Annotated in this window: 19 protein-coding genes; 11 read left to right on the top strand and 8 right to left on the bottom strand. The window is 70.2% G+C overall.

Annotation, left to right across the window (positions count from 1 at the left end):
• Window positions 1-37: 37 nt before the first annotated feature.
• From BKK80_RS37670 to BKK80_RS34225, 7 genes are read left to right on the top strand one after another with little or no spacing between them, the layout of a single operon-like run.
• Window positions 38-790 (top strand): SDR family oxidoreductase, encoded by a 753-nt coding sequence (locus tag BKK80_RS37670; RefSeq protein WP_071073101.1) that lies wholly within the window; start codon window positions 38-40, stop codon window positions 788-790.
• Window positions 781-1,413 (top strand): D-glycero-alpha-D-manno-heptose-1,7-bisphosphate 7-phosphatase, encoded by a 633-nt coding sequence (locus BKK80_RS34250; RefSeq protein WP_071073100.1) that lies wholly within the window; start codon window positions 781-783, stop codon window positions 1,411-1,413. The genes BKK80_RS37670 and BKK80_RS34250 overlap by 10 nt, the downstream gene beginning before the upstream one ends.
• Window positions 1,410-2,603 (top strand): glycosyltransferase family 9 protein, encoded by a 1,194-nt coding sequence (locus BKK80_RS34245; protein WP_071073098.1) that lies wholly within the window; start codon window positions 1,410-1,412, stop codon window positions 2,601-2,603. Before BKK80_RS34250 ends, BKK80_RS34245 begins: the two co-directional genes overlap by 4 nt.
• Before the next feature lie 15 nt (window positions 2,604-2,618).
• Window positions 2,619-4,370 carry a carbamoyltransferase family protein gene (locus BKK80_RS34240; protein ID WP_071073096.1) on the top strand — a complete coding sequence of 584 codons (1,752 nt, stop codon included), beginning with the start codon at window positions 2,619-2,621 and terminating at the stop codon, window positions 4,368-4,370.
• Window positions 4,367-5,356, top strand: a complete 990-nt coding sequence (locus BKK80_RS34235; protein ID WP_071073094.1) for a glycosyltransferase family 2 protein — start codon at window positions 4,367-4,369, stop codon at window positions 5,354-5,356. Before BKK80_RS34240 ends, BKK80_RS34235 begins: the two co-directional genes overlap by 4 nt.
• A 17-nt stretch (window positions 5,357-5,373) precedes the next feature.
• Window positions 5,374-6,438, top strand: a complete 1,065-nt coding sequence (locus BKK80_RS34230; RefSeq protein ID WP_071073091.1) for a glycosyltransferase family 9 protein — start codon at window positions 5,374-5,376, stop codon at window positions 6,436-6,438.
• The gene (locus BKK80_RS34225) at window positions 6,435-7,382 is read left to right on the top strand and encodes a glycosyltransferase (protein ID WP_071073089.1); all 948 of its coding nucleotides are present in this window, start codon (window positions 6,435-6,437) and stop codon (window positions 7,380-7,382) included. Before BKK80_RS34230 ends, BKK80_RS34225 begins: the two co-directional genes overlap by 4 nt.
• 94 nt (window positions 7,383-7,476) lie before the next feature.
• Here the strand turns inward: BKK80_RS34225 and BKK80_RS34220 are convergent, their stop codons facing one another.
• The 3 genes from BKK80_RS34220 to BKK80_RS34210 form a co-directional block, all read right to left on the bottom strand.
• Window positions 7,477-7,857 carry a BON domain-containing protein gene (locus BKK80_RS34220; RefSeq protein ID WP_071073566.1) on the bottom strand — a complete coding sequence of 127 codons (381 nt, stop codon included), beginning with the start codon at window positions 7,855-7,857 and terminating at the stop codon, window positions 7,477-7,479.
• A 60-nt stretch (window positions 7,858-7,917) separates the two neighbouring features.
• Window positions 7,918-8,157 (bottom strand): DUF2795 domain-containing protein, encoded by a 240-nt coding sequence (locus BKK80_RS34215; protein ID WP_071073087.1) that lies wholly within the window; start codon window positions 8,155-8,157, stop codon window positions 7,918-7,920.
• A gap of 94 nt (window positions 8,158-8,251) precedes the next feature.
• On the bottom strand, window positions 8,252-8,605 hold the full coding sequence (locus tag BKK80_RS34210; protein WP_071073085.1) for a hypothetical protein: 354 nt from the start codon (window positions 8,603-8,605) through the stop codon (window positions 8,252-8,254).
• Between the two features lie 208 nt (window positions 8,606-8,813).
• On the opposite strand from BKK80_RS34210, the gene BKK80_RS36875 reads away from it, so the two are divergent.
• Complete coding sequence (locus tag BKK80_RS36875) at window positions 8,814-9,149, top strand: hypothetical protein (protein ID WP_157903396.1); 336 nt, start codon at window positions 8,814-8,816, stop codon at window positions 9,147-9,149.
• A 96-nt stretch (window positions 9,150-9,245) separates the two neighbouring features.
• On the top strand, window positions 9,246-11,009 hold the full coding sequence (locus tag BKK80_RS34200) for a CYTH and CHAD domain-containing protein (RefSeq protein WP_236903892.1): 1,764 nt from the start codon (window positions 9,246-9,248) through the stop codon (window positions 11,007-11,009).
• On the opposite strand, the gene BKK80_RS34195 is transcribed toward BKK80_RS34200, so the two are convergent.
• Both BKK80_RS34195 and BKK80_RS34190 read right to left on the bottom strand, forming a co-directional pair.
• The gene (locus tag BKK80_RS34195; protein ID WP_071073079.1) at window positions 11,006-11,518 is read right to left on the bottom strand and encodes a hypothetical protein; all 513 of its coding nucleotides are present in this window, start codon (window positions 11,516-11,518) and stop codon (window positions 11,006-11,008) included. The two genes, BKK80_RS34200 and BKK80_RS34195, sit on opposite strands and share 4 nt — an antisense overlap.
• A gap of 76 nt (window positions 11,519-11,594) precedes the next feature.
• Window positions 11,595-12,497 carry a BON domain-containing protein gene (locus BKK80_RS34190; RefSeq protein ID WP_071073077.1) on the bottom strand — a complete coding sequence of 301 codons (903 nt, stop codon included), beginning with the start codon at window positions 12,495-12,497 and terminating at the stop codon, window positions 11,595-11,597.
• A 514-nt stretch (window positions 12,498-13,011) separates the two neighbouring features.
• Between BKK80_RS34190 and BKK80_RS34185 the strand changes: the two genes are divergently transcribed.
• Window positions 13,012-13,344 carry a hypothetical protein gene (locus tag BKK80_RS34185; protein ID WP_071073075.1) on the top strand — a complete coding sequence of 111 codons (333 nt, stop codon included), beginning with the start codon at window positions 13,012-13,014 and terminating at the stop codon, window positions 13,342-13,344.
• Window positions 13,345-13,562: 218 nt separating this feature from the next.
• On the opposite strand, the gene BKK80_RS34180 is transcribed toward BKK80_RS34185, so the two are convergent.
• Genes BKK80_RS34180 through BKK80_RS34170 form a run of 3 tightly spaced genes read right to left on the bottom strand, consistent with a single transcriptional unit; the run spans window position 13,563 to window position 15,520 of the window.
• Entirely contained in the window at window positions 13,563-13,790 is a 228-nt protein-coding gene (locus BKK80_RS34180) for a DUF2188 domain-containing protein (protein WP_071073073.1), read from the bottom strand.
• A 44-nt stretch (window positions 13,791-13,834) separates the two neighbouring features.
• A complete protein-coding gene (locus tag BKK80_RS37665; protein ID WP_236903890.1) occupies window positions 13,835-14,965 on the bottom strand; it encodes a CBS domain-containing protein in 1,131 nt (376 codons plus the stop codon).
• 51 nt (window positions 14,966-15,016) lie between these two features.
• The gene (locus BKK80_RS34170) at window positions 15,017-15,520 is read right to left on the bottom strand and encodes a Dps family protein (RefSeq protein ID WP_071073071.1); all 504 of its coding nucleotides are present in this window, start codon (window positions 15,518-15,520) and stop codon (window positions 15,017-15,019) included.
• Between the two features lie 316 nt (window positions 15,521-15,836).
• Between BKK80_RS34170 and BKK80_RS34165 the strand changes: the two genes are divergently transcribed.
• Window positions 15,837-17,528, top strand: coding sequence for a PAS domain-containing hybrid sensor histidine kinase/response regulator (locus tag BKK80_RS34165; RefSeq protein WP_236903887.1), 1,692 nt, complete (start codon window positions 15,837-15,839; stop codon window positions 17,526-17,528).
• The last annotated feature ends 194 nt before the right edge of the window (window positions 17,529-17,722 follow it).

Here is a 17,722-nt window from a genome sequence, read left to right as displayed (position 1 = left end):
CGGGCCGGAACGGCTTGCCATTGTCGGGGAGGCGGTCATGACGCACGAGCGGACGGATTTGCGCGAGAAGGTCTATCTGGTGACGGGCGGCGGCGGCGGGCTGGGGACGGCCATCTGCGCACAGTTGCACGCCTGTGGTGCCGGCGTGGTGGTGTTGGACCGGGAAGCCGGGCGGGCGCAGCGATGTGCCGAGCGCCTGTCGGCCGGATCGGTCGCCGGCGGCTGGCCCCTGGTGTACCCGATGCATCTCGATGTCTGCGACGCGGCCGGCGTCGACGCGGCGCTGGCGGACGTGGTCGAGCACTGCGGACACATCGACGGCGTGATCAACAACGCGGCCATCGACATCACGCTGCCGGTCGACGAGATTTCGCCGCAGAGCTGGCTGCGCGTGCTGATGACGAACCTCTACGGCCCGTACCTGATGGCGCACGGCGTGGTGCCGATGCTGAAGGCACGCGGCGGCGGGGATATCGTCAACATCGCCTCGACGGCGTCGTGCCGCGCCTGGCCCAATGCGTCGGCCTACCATGCCAGCAAATGGGGCCTGCTCGGCATGTCCCATGCCCTGCATGCGGAGCTGCGTCCCTTCGGCATCCGGGTCAGCGCCATCATCGCGGGCGGCATGCGCACGCCATTCCTGCTGGAACGCTTCCCCGAAATCGATCCGGCCGTGCTGCAGGCACCGGAACACGTGGCGCAGGCGGTCATCTTCGCGCTCACCCAGCCGCAAGGCTCGGTGATCCCGGAGCTGATGGTCCTGCCGATGCGGGAGACGTCATGGCCCTAGCCGACCGTGATGCCGACCGTCATGCCGACCGCCACGCGGGCGCCGTGCTGCTCGACAAGGACGGCACGCTGATCGAAGACGTGCCCTACAACGCCGACCCGCGGCGGATCCGCCTGGCGCCGCACGCGGCCACCGCGCTGCGCTGCCTGGGCGCCACGGGGATGCCGCTGGTGGTGGTGTCGAACCAGCCCGGGGTCGCGCTGGGATGCTTCCGCAGCGAATCCCTGGTGCTGGTCCAGCAGCGGCTGGCCGAGCTGTTCCGCGCCAACGGCGCGCGGCTGGACGGCTTTTTCTATTGTCCGCACCATCCCGATGGACGGCTGCCGGGCCTGCGCGCGCGTTGCCTGTGCCGCAAGCCGGCGCCGGGGATGCTGCTGCAAGCGGCGGCGTGGCTGCATTTCGACCTGAAGCACTCATGGATGATCGGTGACATTCTCGACGACATCGAGGCCGGGCGGCGCGCCGGCTGCACCACGATCCTGGTCGACAACGGCAACGAGACCGAGTGGCGCATCGATTCGTGGCGGGAGCCGGACTATACCGTGCAGGATCTCGACATGGCTGCGCGCCTGGTCGAGCGCGCCGGCAGGCCGGGTGCCGGGCCGGGCGGGGAGCAACCATGACGGCCCCGCGACTGCCTGCATGGGCGGACGCCCGCCGCATCCTGTGCGTACGGCTCGACAACCTGGGCGACGTGCTGATGACCACGCCCGCGTTGGCCGCCTTGCGTGAAAGCGCGCCCGGGAGACGCTTGACCTTGCTGACTTCCCGTGGCGCGGCGGTACTGGGCGGCGGCCTGTCCGATGTGGCCGAAGTGATCGCGTGGAACGCGCCATGGTCGCGCACGGCCGCCGAGGCAGGCTCCGATATCCCGGCCGGCACCATGGTCGAGCAGCTTTCCAGGCAGCGCTTCGATGCGGCCGTCATCTTCACCGTCTACAGCCAGAATCCCCTGCCGGCGGCATTGTTGTGCCTGATGGCCGGCATCCCTCTGCGGCTGGCGTACTGTCGCGAAAATGCCTATGCGCTCCTGACACATTGGGTCGAGGAGCGGGAACCGGCAAGGCATTCGCGCCACGAAGTGCGCCGCCAGCTCGACCTCGTGGCGACGGTGCAAGCGCACACCGCGGACGAGCGCCTGCGCTACCGGGTCCGTGCCGGCGAACGGCTCAGTGTCCGCGTGGCGCTCAACCGGCTGTTGCCAGGCGAGACCGGGCGGGGTTATCTCGTCGCCCATCCTGGCGCTTCGGCGGCCTCGAGGCGGTGGCCCGCGGAGCGCTTCGGCAGGGCCGCGGCGCTGTTGGCCGAGGCGAGCGGCATGCCGGTGATCGTGACCGGCAGCGAGGACGAGGCGCCGCTGGTGGAACGTGTCTGCGCGACATCCGCATCGGCACGCGTGCATGCCGCGGCCGGCCGTTTCCGCGTCGGCGAGCTGGCCGCGCTGATCGAAGGCGCACGCCTGCTGGTGTCGAACAACAGCGGTCCGGTCCATCTTGCCTGCGCGGTCGGCACGCCGGTGGTGGCTCTGTACGCGCTCACCAATCCGCAGCACACACCGTGGCTGACACCGCATCGCACCCTGTTCCACGACGTGCCATGCCGGTACTGCCATAGCAGCGTCTGCGCCCACGGACACCATGCCTGCCTGGAGAACGTGACGGCGGAGAGCGCCGCCGCCGCGGGCATCGAACTGCTGCGCGGGGGCGGTTCGCGGGGCGCCGACGCCATGCCTGCGGCTGCGGCGTGGACCCCGCTGCGCCCGCTCGCCACGGCAGCCGGGCCGGCCCCGCCCGATGCGGCGGCCATGCCTTGAGCGGGGGAGGGCACCATGTACACCTTGGGAATCAATGCGGCGTACCACGACAGCGCCGCCTGCCTGGTGCGCGACGGCGAGGTGCTCGCGGCGGCCGAGGAAGAGCGCTTCACGCGGATCAAGCACGGCAAGAGACCGGTGCCGTTCTCGGCCTGGGAACTGCCGTACCACGCGATCGACTACTGCCTGGCCGAGGCCGGCATCCTGCTGCGCGACGTCGATCACGTGGCCTACTCGCTGGCACCGCACCTGCTGCCGGGCGCACAGCCGGGGCAGGACGTGGTGACGCTGCCGCTGGAGCCGTCGGCCCGCCGGCGCGCAGCCGGCACGGCATCGCCCTGGGACGGCCTGTTCCGCTCCTATATCGTCAACGCACCGCGCCAGCTCGCCGACGGCGCGCCGCATCACCTCGCCGCACGCTTCGCCGGCGCGCGCCAGGGGCATCGCTTTCACTGGCACTTCGTCGAGCATCACAGCGCCCACGAGGCCAGTGCCTTTCTCGCTGCCCCGTTCCGCCGCTGCGCGGTGCTGACCATGGACGGCCGCGGCGAGCGGACCAGCACCAGCTACGGCGTCTTCGACGGCCTTGCCTACCGCCGGCTGCGGCAGGTCGAGCTGCCGCACTCGCTCGGCCTGCTCTACGAGCGGATCACGCGCCATCTCGGTTTCCTCCATTCCTCCGACGAGTACAAGGTCATGGCGCTGGCCTCCTTCGGCAAGCCCGCGTACCTGCTGGCGCTGCGCGAGCTGTTACGCGCGGACGATGCGGGCGGCTACCGCACCGAGGCCAGGGAGCTGGCGCCGCTGTTGGGGCCGGCGCGCCAGCGGGGCGCGCCGCTGGAAGCGGTGCATTGCGACATCGCCCGCTCGCTGCAGCAGGTGCTCGAAGAGACCGTGCTGCGCATGGCGCGCTGGCTGGCGGACGCCTCGGGCGAACGGCAGCTTGCCTTGGCCGGCGGGGTGGCATTGAACTGCGTGATGAACACCCGCCTGCGTGACCACGGGCCGTTCGACGCGGTCTGGGTGCAGCCGGCCGCGGGCGATGCCGGCACGGCGCTCGGTGCGGCCTTGCTGGTGGACCGCGAGCAGGGCGCGCAGCCGCTGCGGCGCTGGTCCATGCAGCACGCCTATTGGGGACCTGCCTATGGGGAGGACGAGATCCGCAGCCTGCTGGAGGCCTCGGGGCAGCCGTTCCGGCGCATGGCGGAGCCCGCCGAGGAAGTGGCGGAGCTGCTGGCGCGGGGCCGCATCGTCGCATGGTTCCAGGGCCGCATGGAGTTCGGTCCGCGTGCGCTGGGCGCGCGCTCGATCCTGGCCTCGCCGCTCGACGCCGGCATGCAGCGGCGGCTGAACCTGCTCAAGGACCGCGAGGATTTCCGGCCGGTGGCGCCGGTTGTCATGGAGGAGCGCGCCGGGGACTGGTTCGAGGCCGGGCGTCCCGGCGACGGCAGCGCGCCCTTCATGCTCTTCGTCTACCGGGTCCGGCCCGAACGTGCCGCGCGCATCCCCGCCGTCTGCCATGTCGATGGCACGGCGCGGGTGCAGACGATCCGGCGCAAGCACAATCCGGCCTACTATGACCTGCTGGCGGCGTTCGAGCGGCGCACCGGCGTGCCGGTGCTGGTCAACACCTCGTTCAACATCCGCGGCGAGCCCATCGTCTGCACGCCGCACGATGCGCTGGCGTGCTTCTGGACCTCGCCGCTCGATGCTCTCGCCATCGGTCCCTACCTGGTGACCAAGCCGGCGGCGGGCACGGCGCCATGAGTCTCCCGGTGCGCCTTTCCGTGGTCATCGCGACGTACCGGCGGCCGGCGCTGCTGGCGCGCTGCCTGGCCGCCGTCTCCCGCCAGGCCGGCTGCCCGCCCTACGAGGTGGTAGTGGCCGACGATGGCTGCCAGCAGGAGGTGGAGCGGCTGGTGTCCGCGCTGGCGGCCGCGCCGGGCGGCGCCGGGCCCGTGGCCTGGCAATACCTGGCGGTGCCGCGCACCCGGGGCCCGGCGGCGGCGCGCAATGCCGGCTGGCGCATGGCGCGCGGCGAGGTGATCGCTTTCACCGACGACGACACCATCGCGGACGCGGCCTGGCTGGCGCAGGGATGGAAGACACTGGAAGCGGTGCCCGACGCCGCCGCCGCCGCCGGCAAGGTGCTGGTGCCGCTTTCGCGCCGGCCGACCGATCACGAGCGCAATACGGGGGGGCTCATGGACGCCGAGTTCGTGACCGCCAACTGCTTCGTGCGCCGCGCCGCGCTGGAGCGTCTCGGCGGCTTCGACGAGCGTTTCCAGCGCGCCTGGCGCGAAGATTCGGACCTGCACTATCGCCTGCTCGAACACACCTTGCCGGTGGTAGCCGCCGGCGCGGCGCTGGTCGTGCATCCGGTGCGGCCCGCGCGCTGGGGCAGCAGCATCGCCGAGCAGTCCAAGGTCTACTTCGACGCGCTGCTCTACAAGAAGCATCCGCTCCTCTACCGCCGCCGCATCCGGGCCAGGCCACCGTGGCATTACTACGCGAGCACGGCCAGCGTGCTGCTGACGGTGGTGGCGGCCCTGGCCGGCCGGCCGGCGCTGGCCGGGGCGGCGGCGGCGGCGTGGGCGGCGCTCACCGCAGCGTTCTGCGCGCGGCGGCTGCGCGGCACCAGCCATGCCCCCGGCCATGTCGTGGAGATGGCCGCGACGTCGGCGCTGATCCCGCTCTGTTCGGTGTACTGGCGGCTGCGCGGGGGGCTGGCCTTCCGCACGGTCTTTCTCTAGCGAACGAGGAAACGGTCATGGTCGCGACCAGCGTGGAGACGGCAGGCAGGGGGCGGCGTATCGCGGTGTTCCGTGCGCTGCAGCTCGGCGACCTGCTGTGCGCGGTGCCCGCCCTGAGGGCGCTGCGGCAGGGAGAGGGCGGCGCCGAGATTGCACTGGTCGGGCTGCCGTGGGCGCGCACCTTCGTCGAGCGCTACCGTCCCCTGGTCGACCGCTTCGTGGCTTTTCCGGGCGCGCCGGGCTTTCCCGAGCAGGCCGCGCCAGCCGGCCGGCTGGCCGCCTTCCTCGCGCAGATGCGCGAAGAACGCTTCGATCTCGCGCTGCAGATGCACGGCAGCGGCCAGCGCAGCAATCGCATCGTGCGGGCGTTCGGCGCGGCAGCGTGGGCCGGCTTCGGCACGCATGCAGGCAGCGCGGCACCGGGTCCGCGGCTGCTGCCGTGGCCGGGCGGCCATGAGATCGAGCGCCTGCTGGCGCTGACGTCCAGCCTCGGCTACCGGCCTTGCGGTGCCGGGCTCGAGTTTCCGCTGCAGGCTGCCGATTTCACCGGCTGGGACCAACTGGCGCGCACGCACGGCCTCGCGGCCGGCGCCTATGTGTGCATCCATCCCGGCGCGCGCCTGCCATCCCGGCGCTGGCCGGTGGACCGCTTCGCCGCCGTGGCGCGCAGCCTGCGCAAGCCGTGGCGGATCGTGGTGACGGGAGCGGCGGAAGAAGCCGATCTCGCGCGCACCCTGTGCGCGGCGGTCGGCGCCGGCACGGTCAACCTGTGCGGGCAGACCTCGCTCGGCAGCCTGGCCGTGCTGTTGCGCCGGGCCCGCCTGCTGGTCTGCAACGATACCGGTGTGTCGCACCTCAGTGCCGCCGTCGGCGGGCGCAGCGTGGTGGTGTCCTGCGGCAGCGAAAGCGCGCGCTGGGCGCCACTCGACCACGGGCGCCACATCGTGCTGGCGGACCAGCCGCCGTGCCGGCCGTGCGGCTTTCACGATTGCCCGTACGGGCACATCTGCGCACTGCGCATCGAGCCGGCCGCGGTGGTCGGCGCGGCGATGGCACTGCTGCGGCAAGGAGATGAAGGATGAAAAAGCGCCTGCGCGTCCTCACCTGGCATGTCCACGGCAACTACCTGTACTACCTGTCGCAGATTCCACATGAGCTGTACCTGGTCACCCGGCCCGGATTCCCGCCGGGTTATGCCGGGCGCTGCGGCGCGTTGCCCTGGGGGCCGAACGTCCACGAGGTGGCGGCCGACCGGCTCGCCGGGCTGGAGGTGGACTGCGTGCTGTACCAGCACCGCGACCACTACCATCGCGACCGCCTGGAGTGGCTGACGCCGGCCCAGCGCAGGCTGCCGGCCATCTATCTCGAACACGATCCGCCGCAGGCCCATCCCACCGCCACCTTGCACCCGGTGCAGGACCCGCAGACCTTGCTGGTGCATGTGACCCCCTTCAACGCGCTGATGTGGGACAGCGGTCCGACCCCGGCCCGCGTGATCGAGCATGGCGTGCTGATCGATCCCGCGGTCCGCTATGACGGCGGCCTGGCACGGGGTGTGTGCGCGGTCAACCATCTGGGCCGGCGCGGCCGGCGACTGGGCGTGGATCTGTTCCGTGCGGCCAGGCAGGCTGTGCCGATCGACCTGGTCGGCATGGCGTCGGAGGAGGAGGGCGGCCTTGGCGAGATTCCGAACCCGGAGTTGCCGGCCTTCCTGTCGCACTACCGCTTCTTCTTCCATCCGGTGCGCTATACCAGCCTCGGCCTGGCGCTGGTGGAAGCCATGGCGATCGGCATGCCGGTGGTGGCGCTGGCGGTCACGGAAGTCGCGACCGTGATCCGCAGCGGCGTCAACGGCATTGCCGACACGCGGCCGGAAGTGCTGATCGGGGCCATGCGCGCCTTGCTGGCAGACCCCGAGTTCGCCCGCGAACTGGGGCGCGAGGGCATGCGCACGGCGCGCAAGCGCTTCGGCATCGAACGCTTTGTCGCCGACTGGGATACCGCGCTGCGGGAGGTGGCCGGCTGAGCGCCGCGCGCCGCCGCCGGCTGCAGACGCCAGCAGGGACGGATGGCGCCGTCCCTGACGCAATGGGCGGGTCAGCCGCCCGGGCGGCCGCGCCTCAGCGCGCTTGCACGTTCAGTTCGTCGTTCACATCACGCACGCCATCGACCGAACGGACCACCTGCAAGGCGGTCGCATGTTCCGCGTCGCTGGGCACGCTGCCGGTCAGCGTCACCATGCCGTTCTTCGTGACGACGTGGATGCCGGTCGATTTGAGGTCCTTGGTCGCGAGCAGCTTGGTCTTGATCTTGGTGGTTACGGTGCTGTCGGTGATCGGCTGGTTGGAGCCGGAGGTGCCATCAGCGCCCGTCGTGCCGCTGCTGTAGCCGCTGCTACGGTTGTCGGCGGGAGCGCCGTACGTCTGCGCAGAGGCGCCCGCGGCAACGGCGAGCAATGCGGCCAAGGTGGCAAGTTGGATTCGATACGGGATTCTCATCATCTGCTCCGGCATCTGTGGTCAATGATCTGTGGTGGAGGAAGGCTGCGCCGATGCGCGCCTTCAATGCATCTTGCCGATCTCGCGCGAGACCTCGGCGGGCGACTCGAAGCGCCTGTCCGGCAACCGTTCCAGCTCGCGCAGGATCGGCTTGCCGGCCTTTGCCCTGGTGGCCTGCTCGATCAGTGCCTGTCTGCTGGCTGGATAGTCCACCCCTTTCAGGGCGCGCTGCAGCTCGATCGGGCTCGGCCCGGTGTCGCTTGCGCGGTGCGCAGTGTCGTGTTGCTTCAACTTTTCGGTCATGGAGCGGTCTCCTTGCTGGTCGAACGATCCGCAGTGCCGCGTCGGCCGCGCGCACCGCGTCTGGCCATGGGACAGGCAAGCTTCGTTCCCGCGCTCAGCGTCCCTGCGCATCCGGTTCGCGTACCTGGTCCGGTGCGGCCCCGCCGGTTCCCTTGCGCGCCCGGCCATGCAGGCCGTCGCGATCGTTGCGGCCGGCGCTTGCGGAAGCGGGCTTGATGCCGGTGGCCGGCTCGACGGGAATATCGGCCTCCGTCCTGCCCAGTCCGCCCGGATTGGAGGCGCCCGCGCGCGATGCCGGTGGCGGAGCGCCGGGCGCTTGCGGGCCGACGATGCGACTGCCCTTGGGGCCTTGGTCGGTACGGGGCGGCTCGGTTTGCGCGCACGGCGTCCGCGCGGCCAGGGCGGCAGCGGCGAGCAACAGCGCACAGGCGAGGGCATGAGGCTTCATCGGGCTCTCCTTGGGTCTGGGCGGCGGGGCGGCATGTCCCTGCATCGCTGCAACCGTCATACCAGCGGCAGTCCCGCCGGTAGCGAGGGGCCGCCGCGCGGGATGGCCCTCCGTGCCGGGCGGGCGGGGGGCACCGGCCGGCGGAAGGAATTGCCCGGGACGGCGGCAAGATTTACCGGTACTGGCTCCGCACGTGGCGCGCCATCGAATGTCCCGCCGCCAGGCGGGTGCCTCACGCGGCGCGCCGCGATTCCGGCAGGACGGCATGGCCGGCGGCCGGCAGTGCCTGGCATGCCGATTGCTCGGTATTCAGGCTTTGGAGGACGACACGACGATGATCAGCGCACATGAACTCGCCGCGCTATTGGTTCTGCAATCCGGCGGCGAAGCCGCATGGCTCAATGCGGACGACCTCACCACGCTCGAACGCCACAAACTGATCGTGCGCGGAACGCGGGAACGGCACATGGCCCGGTTGTCGCAAGCGGGCAATGAATGGCTGGCTGCGGTGCTGCACGCCCGCCAGGGCCCCGGCGAACACTAGCCGACGGGCCCGGCAAGCGTGCCGGCTGCGGTCCACCGGCCGCTACAGTGAGCCGGGACCCGGCTCCAGCAATGTTGCATCAGGGGGGCTGCACCTATGTCCAAGACGGTCAAGATACGGTACCTGAAGGCGCTCAACCGGTGCCTGAAGAAGGAGTCGGCCGGCAGGTTCGACACGGTCTTCGTGTTCGATCCGCCCGGCGCGAAGCCGAAGGATGCCAGGGGCGTGACGGCAAGCGGCCCGACCAGCGATCAGATCCTCGGGGTCATGAACGCGGTGCAGGCTCGCGTCTTCGCCGAACTCGGAGATCCGGCCCAGCGCGCCAACGTGGAACGCGAATTGAAGCTCGAATTGCTGCAGGACCGCGTCGAGCCACTGCTCGGCCTGCCCCTGCTCTCTTCCTCGCGCGTGAAGCCGCCGCACCGCGACAGGCTCGTGAGCACGTACTTCGACACGCCGGACCTGGACTTCCGGCGGGCTCATGCGTCGCTGCGTGTGCGGCAGGCGGGGAAACACTTCGTGCAGACGCTGAAGACCGCCGGCACGCAGCATGGCGGAGTCTACGAGCGGGAAGAATACGAGCATGCCATCTCCGGCAGCACCCCCGATCTTTCTGCGCTGCGCGACGAAGTGCCGGAGGGGACCGCGCTTGGCATGCTGCTGCGCGATGGCGCCCTGGCCGGCTGCCTGAGTCCGATCTTCATCACGGACGTCGAGCGCACTGTCATGCGCTTGCGCTTGCGCCAGGGCGATGAGGTCGAACTGGCCGTCGACCGCGGGGTCATCCGCGCGAACGGTGCCACGGCGCCGATCCGCGAGCTCGAGTTGGAGATCCAGGCCGGACAGCCGGCCCAACTGTCCGCGTTGGCCCTGCAACTGCTCGATGTGATGCCGATGCGGCTGAGCCGCGCCAGCAAGGGTGACCACGGCTATGCGCTGGTGGTCGACGAGCCGGATGTCGTGGTCCGGGCCCAGCCTCTCAAGCTTGCCGACGATGACTCGACGGAAGCCGCTTTCCTGCGCATCGCCCGCAACTGCCTGGCGCAGATCTCGGGAAACGAACGCTGCGTGATCCATGGCATCAATCCGGAGGGCGTGCACCAGATGCGGGTCGGCTTGCGCCGCCTGCGCTCGGCGCTGGATCTCTTCCGGCCGCTGCTGGCCTGCCCGCCCGCACTCGAGGCGGAGCTCAGGTGGATCGCCGACCAGCTGGGCCCCGCGCGGGACTGGGAGGTGCTGGCCACTTCGACCTTGCCTGACGCCTTCAGTGACGCGCCGGAGGATGTGGGCGCAGACGCGGTGGTGGCCGCCGCAGAGGCGGTTTCAGCCCATGACCGGCAAGTCGCCGCGCATGCGGTGGACTCCGAGCGCTACACGCGCTTGATCCTGACGCTGAGCCATTGGCTGGCAAGCGCGGGCTGGCGCCAGGATGCCGGCGAGGCGCAGCGTGTCGAGCTTGCCGCGCCGGTCAGGGCCTTTGCGCGGACCATCCTGCGCAAACGGCAACGCAAGCTGCTCAAGCGCGGGCGGGGCATGGCAAAGCTCGACGAGCACAAGCGCCATCGTGCCCGCATCGCGGCGAAGAAGCTGCGCTATGCGACCGCGTTCTTCGATGCACTGCTGCCCGCGAAAAAGGCGGGACGCTACCGCGAGCATCTGGGGCACCTGCAGGATGACCTGGGTTGGCTCAATGACATGACCGTGGCGCAGACCTTACTGCGCCGCCTGGCGGCCGGTCGGCGGAAGCTGGCGACCGGCTGCGGCTATGCGCGTGGCAGTATCGCGGGAAGGGTTGGCGCAGACAAAGAGGAACTGCGCTGCCTCTGGAAACGATTCAAGGCGGCAAGCCTGCCCGCCTAGTGCGTGGGGGCCTGGCGACCTGCGCGCGCCTGGCGCCGCTTGCCGCCGCGTACGCCGCGCCTGCCGGTGGACGCCTTCCCGCCGGTGCCGGCGCCGCTATCCGCCTCCGCCGCCTTGCGCGGCGGTCCTGCCGGCGCGGGTTCGCCCCGGACTTCGGCCTCCAGCCCCTGTGCGCTTTCCACCTGGCTCTCCTGCGTCTCGAGCCCGGCCTCCGCCGGTGGCACCTCGACCCTCCGGTCGGTCTGGTCGGCCTTGTCTACCGGCACATCGGCGGGAAGGGCTTCGGCGGCGTGGGAAGTCTCGTCGAACAAGGGGTCGTCGCCGGGTGCCTGATGCCGTAAGTGGTCGCGCAGCGACAGGCCGTCCTCGAGTTGCGCGGCCTCTTCCACGTCATCCGGCCCGGCCGGGCCCGGATCGGAAGCGACGGAACCGGTCCGGGCCGCGCTGGAGCGCTTCCTCAGGGTCTTGCGGGCCTTGGGCGTGGAAGTCTTGGGAGAGGTCTTGGCCATGACATTGCTGCTGCGTGGCGGGCCGGCCCTTCCGGGCCCGCCTCGCCGCGCTCGCGAGCGCGGCTGCGAGCGTGGCTCACACCGGCTTGCCCGGCCGCGTCGCGCTGCCCGCCGCGTCGCGGCCGGGCGGGGGCACGTCGTGCTTTCCAGCCTCCGGGCCGCCGGCTTGGCCGCTGGCCGTGCTGCCCGGGGATGTCGACGAGGCTGACGTAGCGCTGGCGCCCCATCGCGACGACGCGGACGGCCCGCCGCTCTCACGCCGCACGCGGATCTGGTTGCTGACTTCCTTGACGCCGAACACGTCGTCGGCAACGTCTTCGATGGTGTACTTCTCGCCGCGGTGCGCGACGCTTCCCGACAGGGTGACCATGCCGCCGTCGACTTCGACCGAAACATCGCTGACGTCGATGCCCTCGCAGTACGCGAGGCGCTCGCATACGTCTTCGCGGATGCGCTCATCGGAGCGCTGGTATCCCTTCGGCGCGACGCGCCGCGGTGGCGTTTCCTGCCAGCGGCCCGGCCTGTTCTCCGGGTGCCGGCGCTGCGGGCCGGAAGGCGTGACCGCCATCGACACATCCGACCAGCCCGATGCTTCGTCCAACCCTTCTTCCTCGTACCAGGGGCGCGCGCGCTGCCTGGACGTATTGCCAGGCGTGTAGCCAGGCGTGTAGCCGGAAGGACTGCGTTCGTAGTCGTAGCCGTGGCCGTACTCGCGCGAGTCCCGCCCGCGGTCGCGATACGGATACGGGCGGCGGCCGCCCTGCTCTGCCGGGGACTCGGGCCAGCCCGATTCGCTGCCCGCACCGCTGCCGTAAGCCTCGCGCGCGGGGAAGTCGCCTTCGCGTTCGTCCGTGTAGGAGCTGCCGCTGCTGTACCGATGTGGCCTGTGCGCGGACTGATTGCCCTGCTCGTCGTCCTGTCCGGTGTAGGGGGGAGCGTTCTCGTGCCTCCGGAACGCGCTGCGGTGATCTTGAGCCATGCTGGTCTCCTTGCACTGCCGGTGATGGAAAGGTCCTTCGCCCTGCGCATGCATACTCCGTGCCGCGGGGCGCGAGCCCGCCTTGCCCGCGCCCGCCTTGCCCGGCAAGGTGCGATGTCCGGCCGCGCGCGCGCGTGGCGGCCGGCGCGGGGCTTCGCCCAGGCCAGCCAGGCGCGCGGACGGCTGAGGTCACAGGGGTTCCGGCAGGCCGGGAAAGCCTTGCAAGCGGGGCCTGGAAAATTTTCCGATGCAGGCGCGCGGAGCCGCGTGGTGGCCGGCACGGCGGCCACCACGCTTGCCGGCCCGGCCACCGGCACACCCGGTGAGCGCATCCCTTGTCCTGCGCGTCTGCCACACCCTTTGGCACACCCTCTGGCACGCCGTTTGGCATACCGTTTGCTGCAAAGCTGGTACTGCCGGCAACTCGCAGAGCCGTGCCGGCCGTCGGGGCGGGCCGTGCCGGCAGGGGCGGCGCGCCGGCCCGGGCGATGGATATTCCCCGCGGGAGACAGCGATGGCGGCACCATGGCCTGGCGACAACTGGAAAGGGGGGCCGGCACGAACGCCGACCGGCAACGAGCGCATCGAAGAGCCGTGGATCGAGGGGGAACCGGCTGGCCCGGTCGCCGGCGCTGCCGGCGAGCCGATGGCGACCGGCGCGCACGCGGAGCCCGTCCGCCTGGTCGACGGTATCGTCACCGCCCTGCTGGTCCTGTTCTCCCTGCGCGAGGGAATCCTGCTGCTCAGCCGTACCAGGGACGTGATCAACTGCGTGCTCGGCACGGTGGCGGTGGCGGCCGCGCTGTACGGGGTGTGGCTCAGCGCCCGGATCTGGCGCCGGCCATAGTCCACGGCTAGTCCACGGCTAGTCCACGGCTAGTCCACGGCGAGTCCACGGCGAGTCCACGGTGTCATTCGAGAGGTCCCGCCGCGCCTCCGGGTCGCCTGCGTCATGGCAAAGGCGCGCCATCGCGGGGCGATGCGCGCGCCTTGCGCCCGGCCCACGGACCGGGGGCACCGCCGCTCGCCCGCGCGCTCGGCTGCGTTGGTCTCTGGCGTAATGGACTAACTGCGGAAGGGCCGGTGCAGCGGAGCATAGGAGCGATGGTCGCGGATGCGCCCGTCCGGGCCGTGGACGTAGAGGTCCACTCCTTCCCGCCTGGCCTGCTCGCCGGCGACCTTGATGGCTTCATCCCGGTCTTCGAAGACCTCGCTGGACGGTGACGATCCCTCGGTCTGGATCTTCCAGCCGACGTTGCGTTCCGCGATGACATGTACGTGCCTTGCCTGCATGGTGATTCCTCGTGAAGGGCGGGAATTCTCCCGCGGCGTGCGGGCTAGCCCGCCTGTGCCGGCGGCGCGGAGATGCATGCCAGCGTATGGCCGCAATCCGTGCCGTCGCCGACACGGGTGGCCAAGTCGCCCAGCGACACGATGCCGACCAGCCGGTGGTCGGCATCGACCACCGGAAGCCGCCGTACCTGGGCCTTTTCCATGGTCTGCCTGGCGCTTTCGACCGGGTCGGATTCGCGGCAGCAGTGCGGGTTCGCGGACATGGCGTCGCGCACGATCAAGGTATCGGCGGGTTTGCCGCCGGCCACGCAGCGCACGATGATGTCCCGATCGGTCAGCATGCCGACCAGCTTGCTGCCGTCGCATACCGGGATGGCACCGACGCGCATGTCCGCCATCATCATCGCGGCCTTTCTCACCGTGTCCTCGACGCTGAGGCAGGCCGGATCGCGGGTCATGGCATCGGCAACGCAGGGCCTGGTCCCGCGTGCCGGTTGCGGGGATTGTTGCGCTTGCTGCATCGCGTTCTCCTGTTTGCTGTCGTGTCGGCACGCCGGATCTGCCGGCCCCGCGCACCCGCCTCCCATGCGCGCAAGATCCATTCCACTCGCAGGACCGGGGGCGCGCGTCTCATGCGGCGGCGAAGCGCCGGCCGGGGCGCCATGCCCGGGGGCGCCACGCCCGCGCACGAAGGAGATCCTGCCATCCCGTTCCAGTACGACGCGGCTGATGCCGTCCAGGTCTTCCGTGTGCAGGGCATGGCGCAGGCCGGCCAGTATGTCCTGCTCGCTGACCATGCCGCGCCGGCAGCCACGTCCGATGAGCCGGTGCGCCGCTTCGAGTTCGATGGCCTGTCCGCTGAACCAGGCGTCGAAGCGCGCGGAACGCAACACGAGAAGGCCGGCCGCGCGCCGCAACAGCACCAGGATCAGCGAGGACGCCAAGGTGCCGGCCAGGCTGCTGGCGCCGACCACGGCCCGGGACAGGATGGCGCCCAGCAACAACGTGACGCAGAGATCGAAGGACGTATGCTGGGCGAAATTGCGGCGCCCTGCGACGCGCAACAGCGCCCACAGGCACACGAACACCACCACCGTCCGCGTACCGTACTGCCACCAAGCGAGATCGGTGCCGTTGCCGAACAGAAGGACCGTCCAGCGTTCCCATGGTGCCATCGGAGCTCTCCTGCGGGGCGGGATGCCAATGCCGGGGGGCGGGAGCTGCCCTCAGCGGCATGCTTCGCGCAAGAACCAGGCGCGTCGCTGTGCCTCGTCGATCCAGACTTCGAGCATGCTGGCGGTGGCGACGTCCCCCAGCTTTTCGCAGACCGCGTGCGCCTCCTGCATCGAGGCGGCCAGCAATTGATTGTCGGCGTGGAGCTCCAGCAGCATATCGCCGGCGGCGAGTCCGTGCTGCTCGCTGTCCCGCAGGCGCTGCAGCCGTGTGATGTCGCCGATGGAATGCAGGGTGGCGCCACCCAGCTTGCGCACCCGCTCGGCGATATCGTCGGTCATGGCGAAGACCTGCGCGGCTTGTTCATCCAGCAGCAGGTGATAGTCGCGGAAATGGGGCCCCGACATATGCCAGTGGAAGTTCTTGGTCTTCATATAGAGCGTGAACACATCCGCCAGCAGCGGGTTCAGGCGGGCGAAGACGCCCTCGGCGGCATCCCGGGGCAGCGTGGTCGCGAACAAGGCGTGGCGGGGTGCCAGGGTGGGGGTCGGTGTCATGGTAGTCCTCCGGTGCAGGGATCGGGCCGCCTGGCCGCAACTGCCGGGCAGGCCGGTGATGGCGGGCGAAACGGGGCTGCCGGGCCTGGCGGCGCCGCTGGCCAGGAACGGCAGAACGCCGTCGCTTCGCTGACCGCATGCGCAAGATCCCGGTTCCCGGCTGCCGCCATGGCATTCGCTCCGGCGTGTCCGGCTTCCGCAAGGGGCATGCCAGCATGGCGAGGGGCAACGCTGGAATATGTCTTGCTTCGAACATGAGGGAAAGAGCCGGCTGTGCGCGGGAGCCGGTGGGCGCTCGTCCCGATGGGTGGTGCCCGTGACCCTCGGGGACCGGCCTCGCTTCCTCCCGCGAGGTGATGGTGTTCCGCTCCGTGCTGGCCGGGGCGGAACGACTGCCTGGTCAGCGAAGCGGGGGAGGCAAGCGCCAATGACGAACACAGGCGAAGGTGCTCCGACGATGGATCCGAAAGACAAGACGAAGCGGGCGCAGGGAGGCGGGAACCCCGGGGACGCCGTGGAGGCACACTACCGGACGCTGGTGGGGGCGATCCGCGACTACGCCATCATCACCTTGGGAAAAGGCGGCTACGTCGCGAGCTGGAACCCCGGCGCGGAGCAGATCGAGGGCTATTGCGCGGATGAGATCATCGGCCGGCATTTCTCGATCTTCTATACCGCGGAGGCGCGCGACAAGGGCTGGCCGCAATATGAACTCGAGCAGGCTTCGCTGGCCGGGCGCTTCGAGGACGAAGGCTGGCGGGTGCGGCGCGACGGTTCCCAGTTCTGGGCCAATGTGACGATCACGGCGATCTACGACGAGCAGCGCAATGTGAAGGGCTTCGCCAAGGTCGTGCGCAATATCAGCGACCGTAAGCGGCTGGAGGAGCTGGAAACGTCCAGCCGCAGGATGTCCGGCTTTCTCGCCACGCTCTCGCATGAACTGCGCAACCCGCTCGCGCCGCTGCGCAATGCCGTCAACCTGCTGCGCCTGGAGCCCAGGCTGCCAGGCAACGTCGCCATGTGCCGCGACATGATCGATCGCCAGACCAGTCATCTCGCGCGCCTCGTCGACGACCTGCTCGACGTCGGCCGCGTCATCTCCGGCAAGATCGGCCTGCGTGTGCGCAACGTGGAGTTGCATGACATCGTCACCCGGGCCGTCGAGGCCGCGCGGCCGATGCTCGACGCGCGTCGTCAGGAAGTGGCGCTGCGTTTGCCGGCCGACGGCATTCCGTTTCGCGGCGATCTCACCCGGCTCGTCCAGGTTCTGCAGAATTTACTCGCCAACGCGTCAAAATTCTCACCGCCGGGAACGGTGGTGCGCGTGGAAGCGCGCATCCAGGACCAGCAGATCGAGATCTGCGTGGTGGACCAGGGATGCGGCATCCATCCCGATGCGCTCGAAGAGATCTTCAGCTTGTTCGTGCAGCACAAGACGGTGCCCGACGGCGAACGCAGCGGCCTGGGCGTCGGCCTGTCCCTGTGCCGTTCGCTGGTGGAGCTGCATGGCGGCTCGGTGCACGCCCTCAGCCAGGGGGCCGGGCGCGGCAGCACGTTCGTGGTACGCCTGCCCTACATTCCGCCCCGCCCGGAGGAGGACGACATCAGCGAGCGGCTCACCGGCTCGACGCTGCGCGTCATGGTGGTGGACGATAACCGCGATTCGGCCGACAGCCTGGGCCTGCTGCTGCAGGCCCTGGGGCAGGAAGCCCTGGTTTTCTACAACGGCGCCAGTGCCATCGAGGCGAGCGCGGGCCCGCCACCGCAGCTTGCGCTGATCGATCTCGCGATGCCCGTCATGGACGGCTTCCGCCTGCTCGATGCGTTGCGTGCGCAGGCGCGCCTGGCAGGCACGGTCTTCGTCGCCATGACAGGCTTCGGACAGGCCTCGGATCACATCGATACGCGCGCCGCCGGCTTCCATGCCCACCTGGTGAAACCGGTCGAGCTGCATCAATTGAAGGCACTGCTGTCCTCGGTCGGTCTCGCCGTGCGGGAGGAGACCTGACCTGCCGCGTCGCGGGTTCGCAGATGCGCGGGTCCGCCGGCGTGGTCCGCCGCGCGTTTCCCGATGCTTGCCGCGCTTCCTTCCTGGCCTCGCGCGCCTTCTCGCCAGACCGGCTCGTTCCGCGCGTGCGTGAATCACGCCAGCTGCCGGCGCCGGCGGGAACGAACCTTGCAGCTCCATCAATCGGGCGAGGA

The organism is Cupriavidus malaysiensis (assembly GCF_001854325.1).
In the GTDB taxonomy this organism is placed as follows: Bacteria; Pseudomonadota; Gammaproteobacteria; order Burkholderiales; family Burkholderiaceae; genus Cupriavidus; species Cupriavidus malaysiensis.
This window is presented reverse-complemented; position numbering and strand designations above follow the sequence as displayed.

Excerpts from the sequence above, each read along its gene's own strand:
- BKK80_RS37670 (WP_071073101.1), top strand. The coding sequence starts at position 38 with ATGACGCACGAGCGGACGGATTTGCGCGAGAAGGTCTATCTGGTGACG.
- BKK80_RS34250 (WP_071073100.1), top strand. The coding sequence starts at position 781 with ATGGCCCTAGCCGACCGTGATGCCGACCGTCATGCCGACCGCCACGCG.
- BKK80_RS34245 (WP_071073098.1), top strand. The coding sequence starts at position 1,410 with ATGACGGCCCCGCGACTGCCTGCATGGGCGGACGCCCGCCGCATCCTG.
- BKK80_RS34240 (WP_071073096.1), top strand. The coding sequence starts at position 2,619 with ATGTACACCTTGGGAATCAATGCGGCGTACCACGACAGCGCCGCCTGC.
- BKK80_RS34235 (WP_071073094.1), top strand. The coding sequence starts at position 4,367 with ATGAGTCTCCCGGTGCGCCTTTCCGTGGTCATCGCGACGTACCGGCGG.
- BKK80_RS34230 (WP_071073091.1), top strand. The coding sequence starts at position 5,374 with ATGGTCGCGACCAGCGTGGAGACGGCAGGCAGGGGGCGGCGTATCGCG.
- BKK80_RS34225 (WP_071073089.1), top strand. The coding sequence starts at position 6,435 with ATGAAAAAGCGCCTGCGCGTCCTCACCTGGCATGTCCACGGCAACTAC.
- BKK80_RS34220 (WP_071073566.1), bottom strand. The coding sequence starts at position 7,857 with ATGATGAGAATCCCGTATCGAATCCAACTTGCCACCTTGGCCGCATTG.
- BKK80_RS34215 (WP_071073087.1), bottom strand. The coding sequence starts at position 8,157 with ATGACCGAAAAGTTGAAGCAACACGACACTGCGCACCGCGCAAGCGAC.
- BKK80_RS34210 (WP_071073085.1), bottom strand. The coding sequence starts at position 8,605 with ATGAAGCCTCATGCCCTCGCCTGTGCGCTGTTGCTCGCCGCTGCCGCC.
- BKK80_RS36875 (WP_157903396.1), top strand. The coding sequence starts at position 8,814 with ATGTCCCGCCGCCAGGCGGGTGCCTCACGCGGCGCGCCGCGATTCCGG.
- BKK80_RS34200 (WP_236903892.1), top strand. The coding sequence starts at position 9,246 with ATGTCCAAGACGGTCAAGATACGGTACCTGAAGGCGCTCAACCGGTGC.
- BKK80_RS34195 (WP_071073079.1), bottom strand. The coding sequence starts at position 11,518 with ATGGCCAAGACCTCTCCCAAGACTTCCACGCCCAAGGCCCGCAAGACC.
- BKK80_RS34190 (WP_071073077.1), bottom strand. The coding sequence starts at position 12,497 with ATGGCTCAAGATCACCGCAGCGCGTTCCGGAGGCACGAGAACGCTCCC.
- BKK80_RS34185 (WP_071073075.1), top strand. The coding sequence starts at position 13,012 with ATGGCGGCACCATGGCCTGGCGACAACTGGAAAGGGGGGCCGGCACGA.
- BKK80_RS34180 (WP_071073073.1), bottom strand. The coding sequence starts at position 13,790 with ATGCAGGCAAGGCACGTACATGTCATCGCGGAACGCAACGTCGGCTGG.
- BKK80_RS37665 (WP_236903890.1), bottom strand. The coding sequence starts at position 14,965 with ATGGCACCATGGGAACGCTGGACGGTCCTTCTGTTCGGCAACGGCACC.
- BKK80_RS34170 (WP_071073071.1), bottom strand. The coding sequence starts at position 15,520 with ATGACACCGACCCCCACCCTGGCACCCCGCCACGCCTTGTTCGCGACC.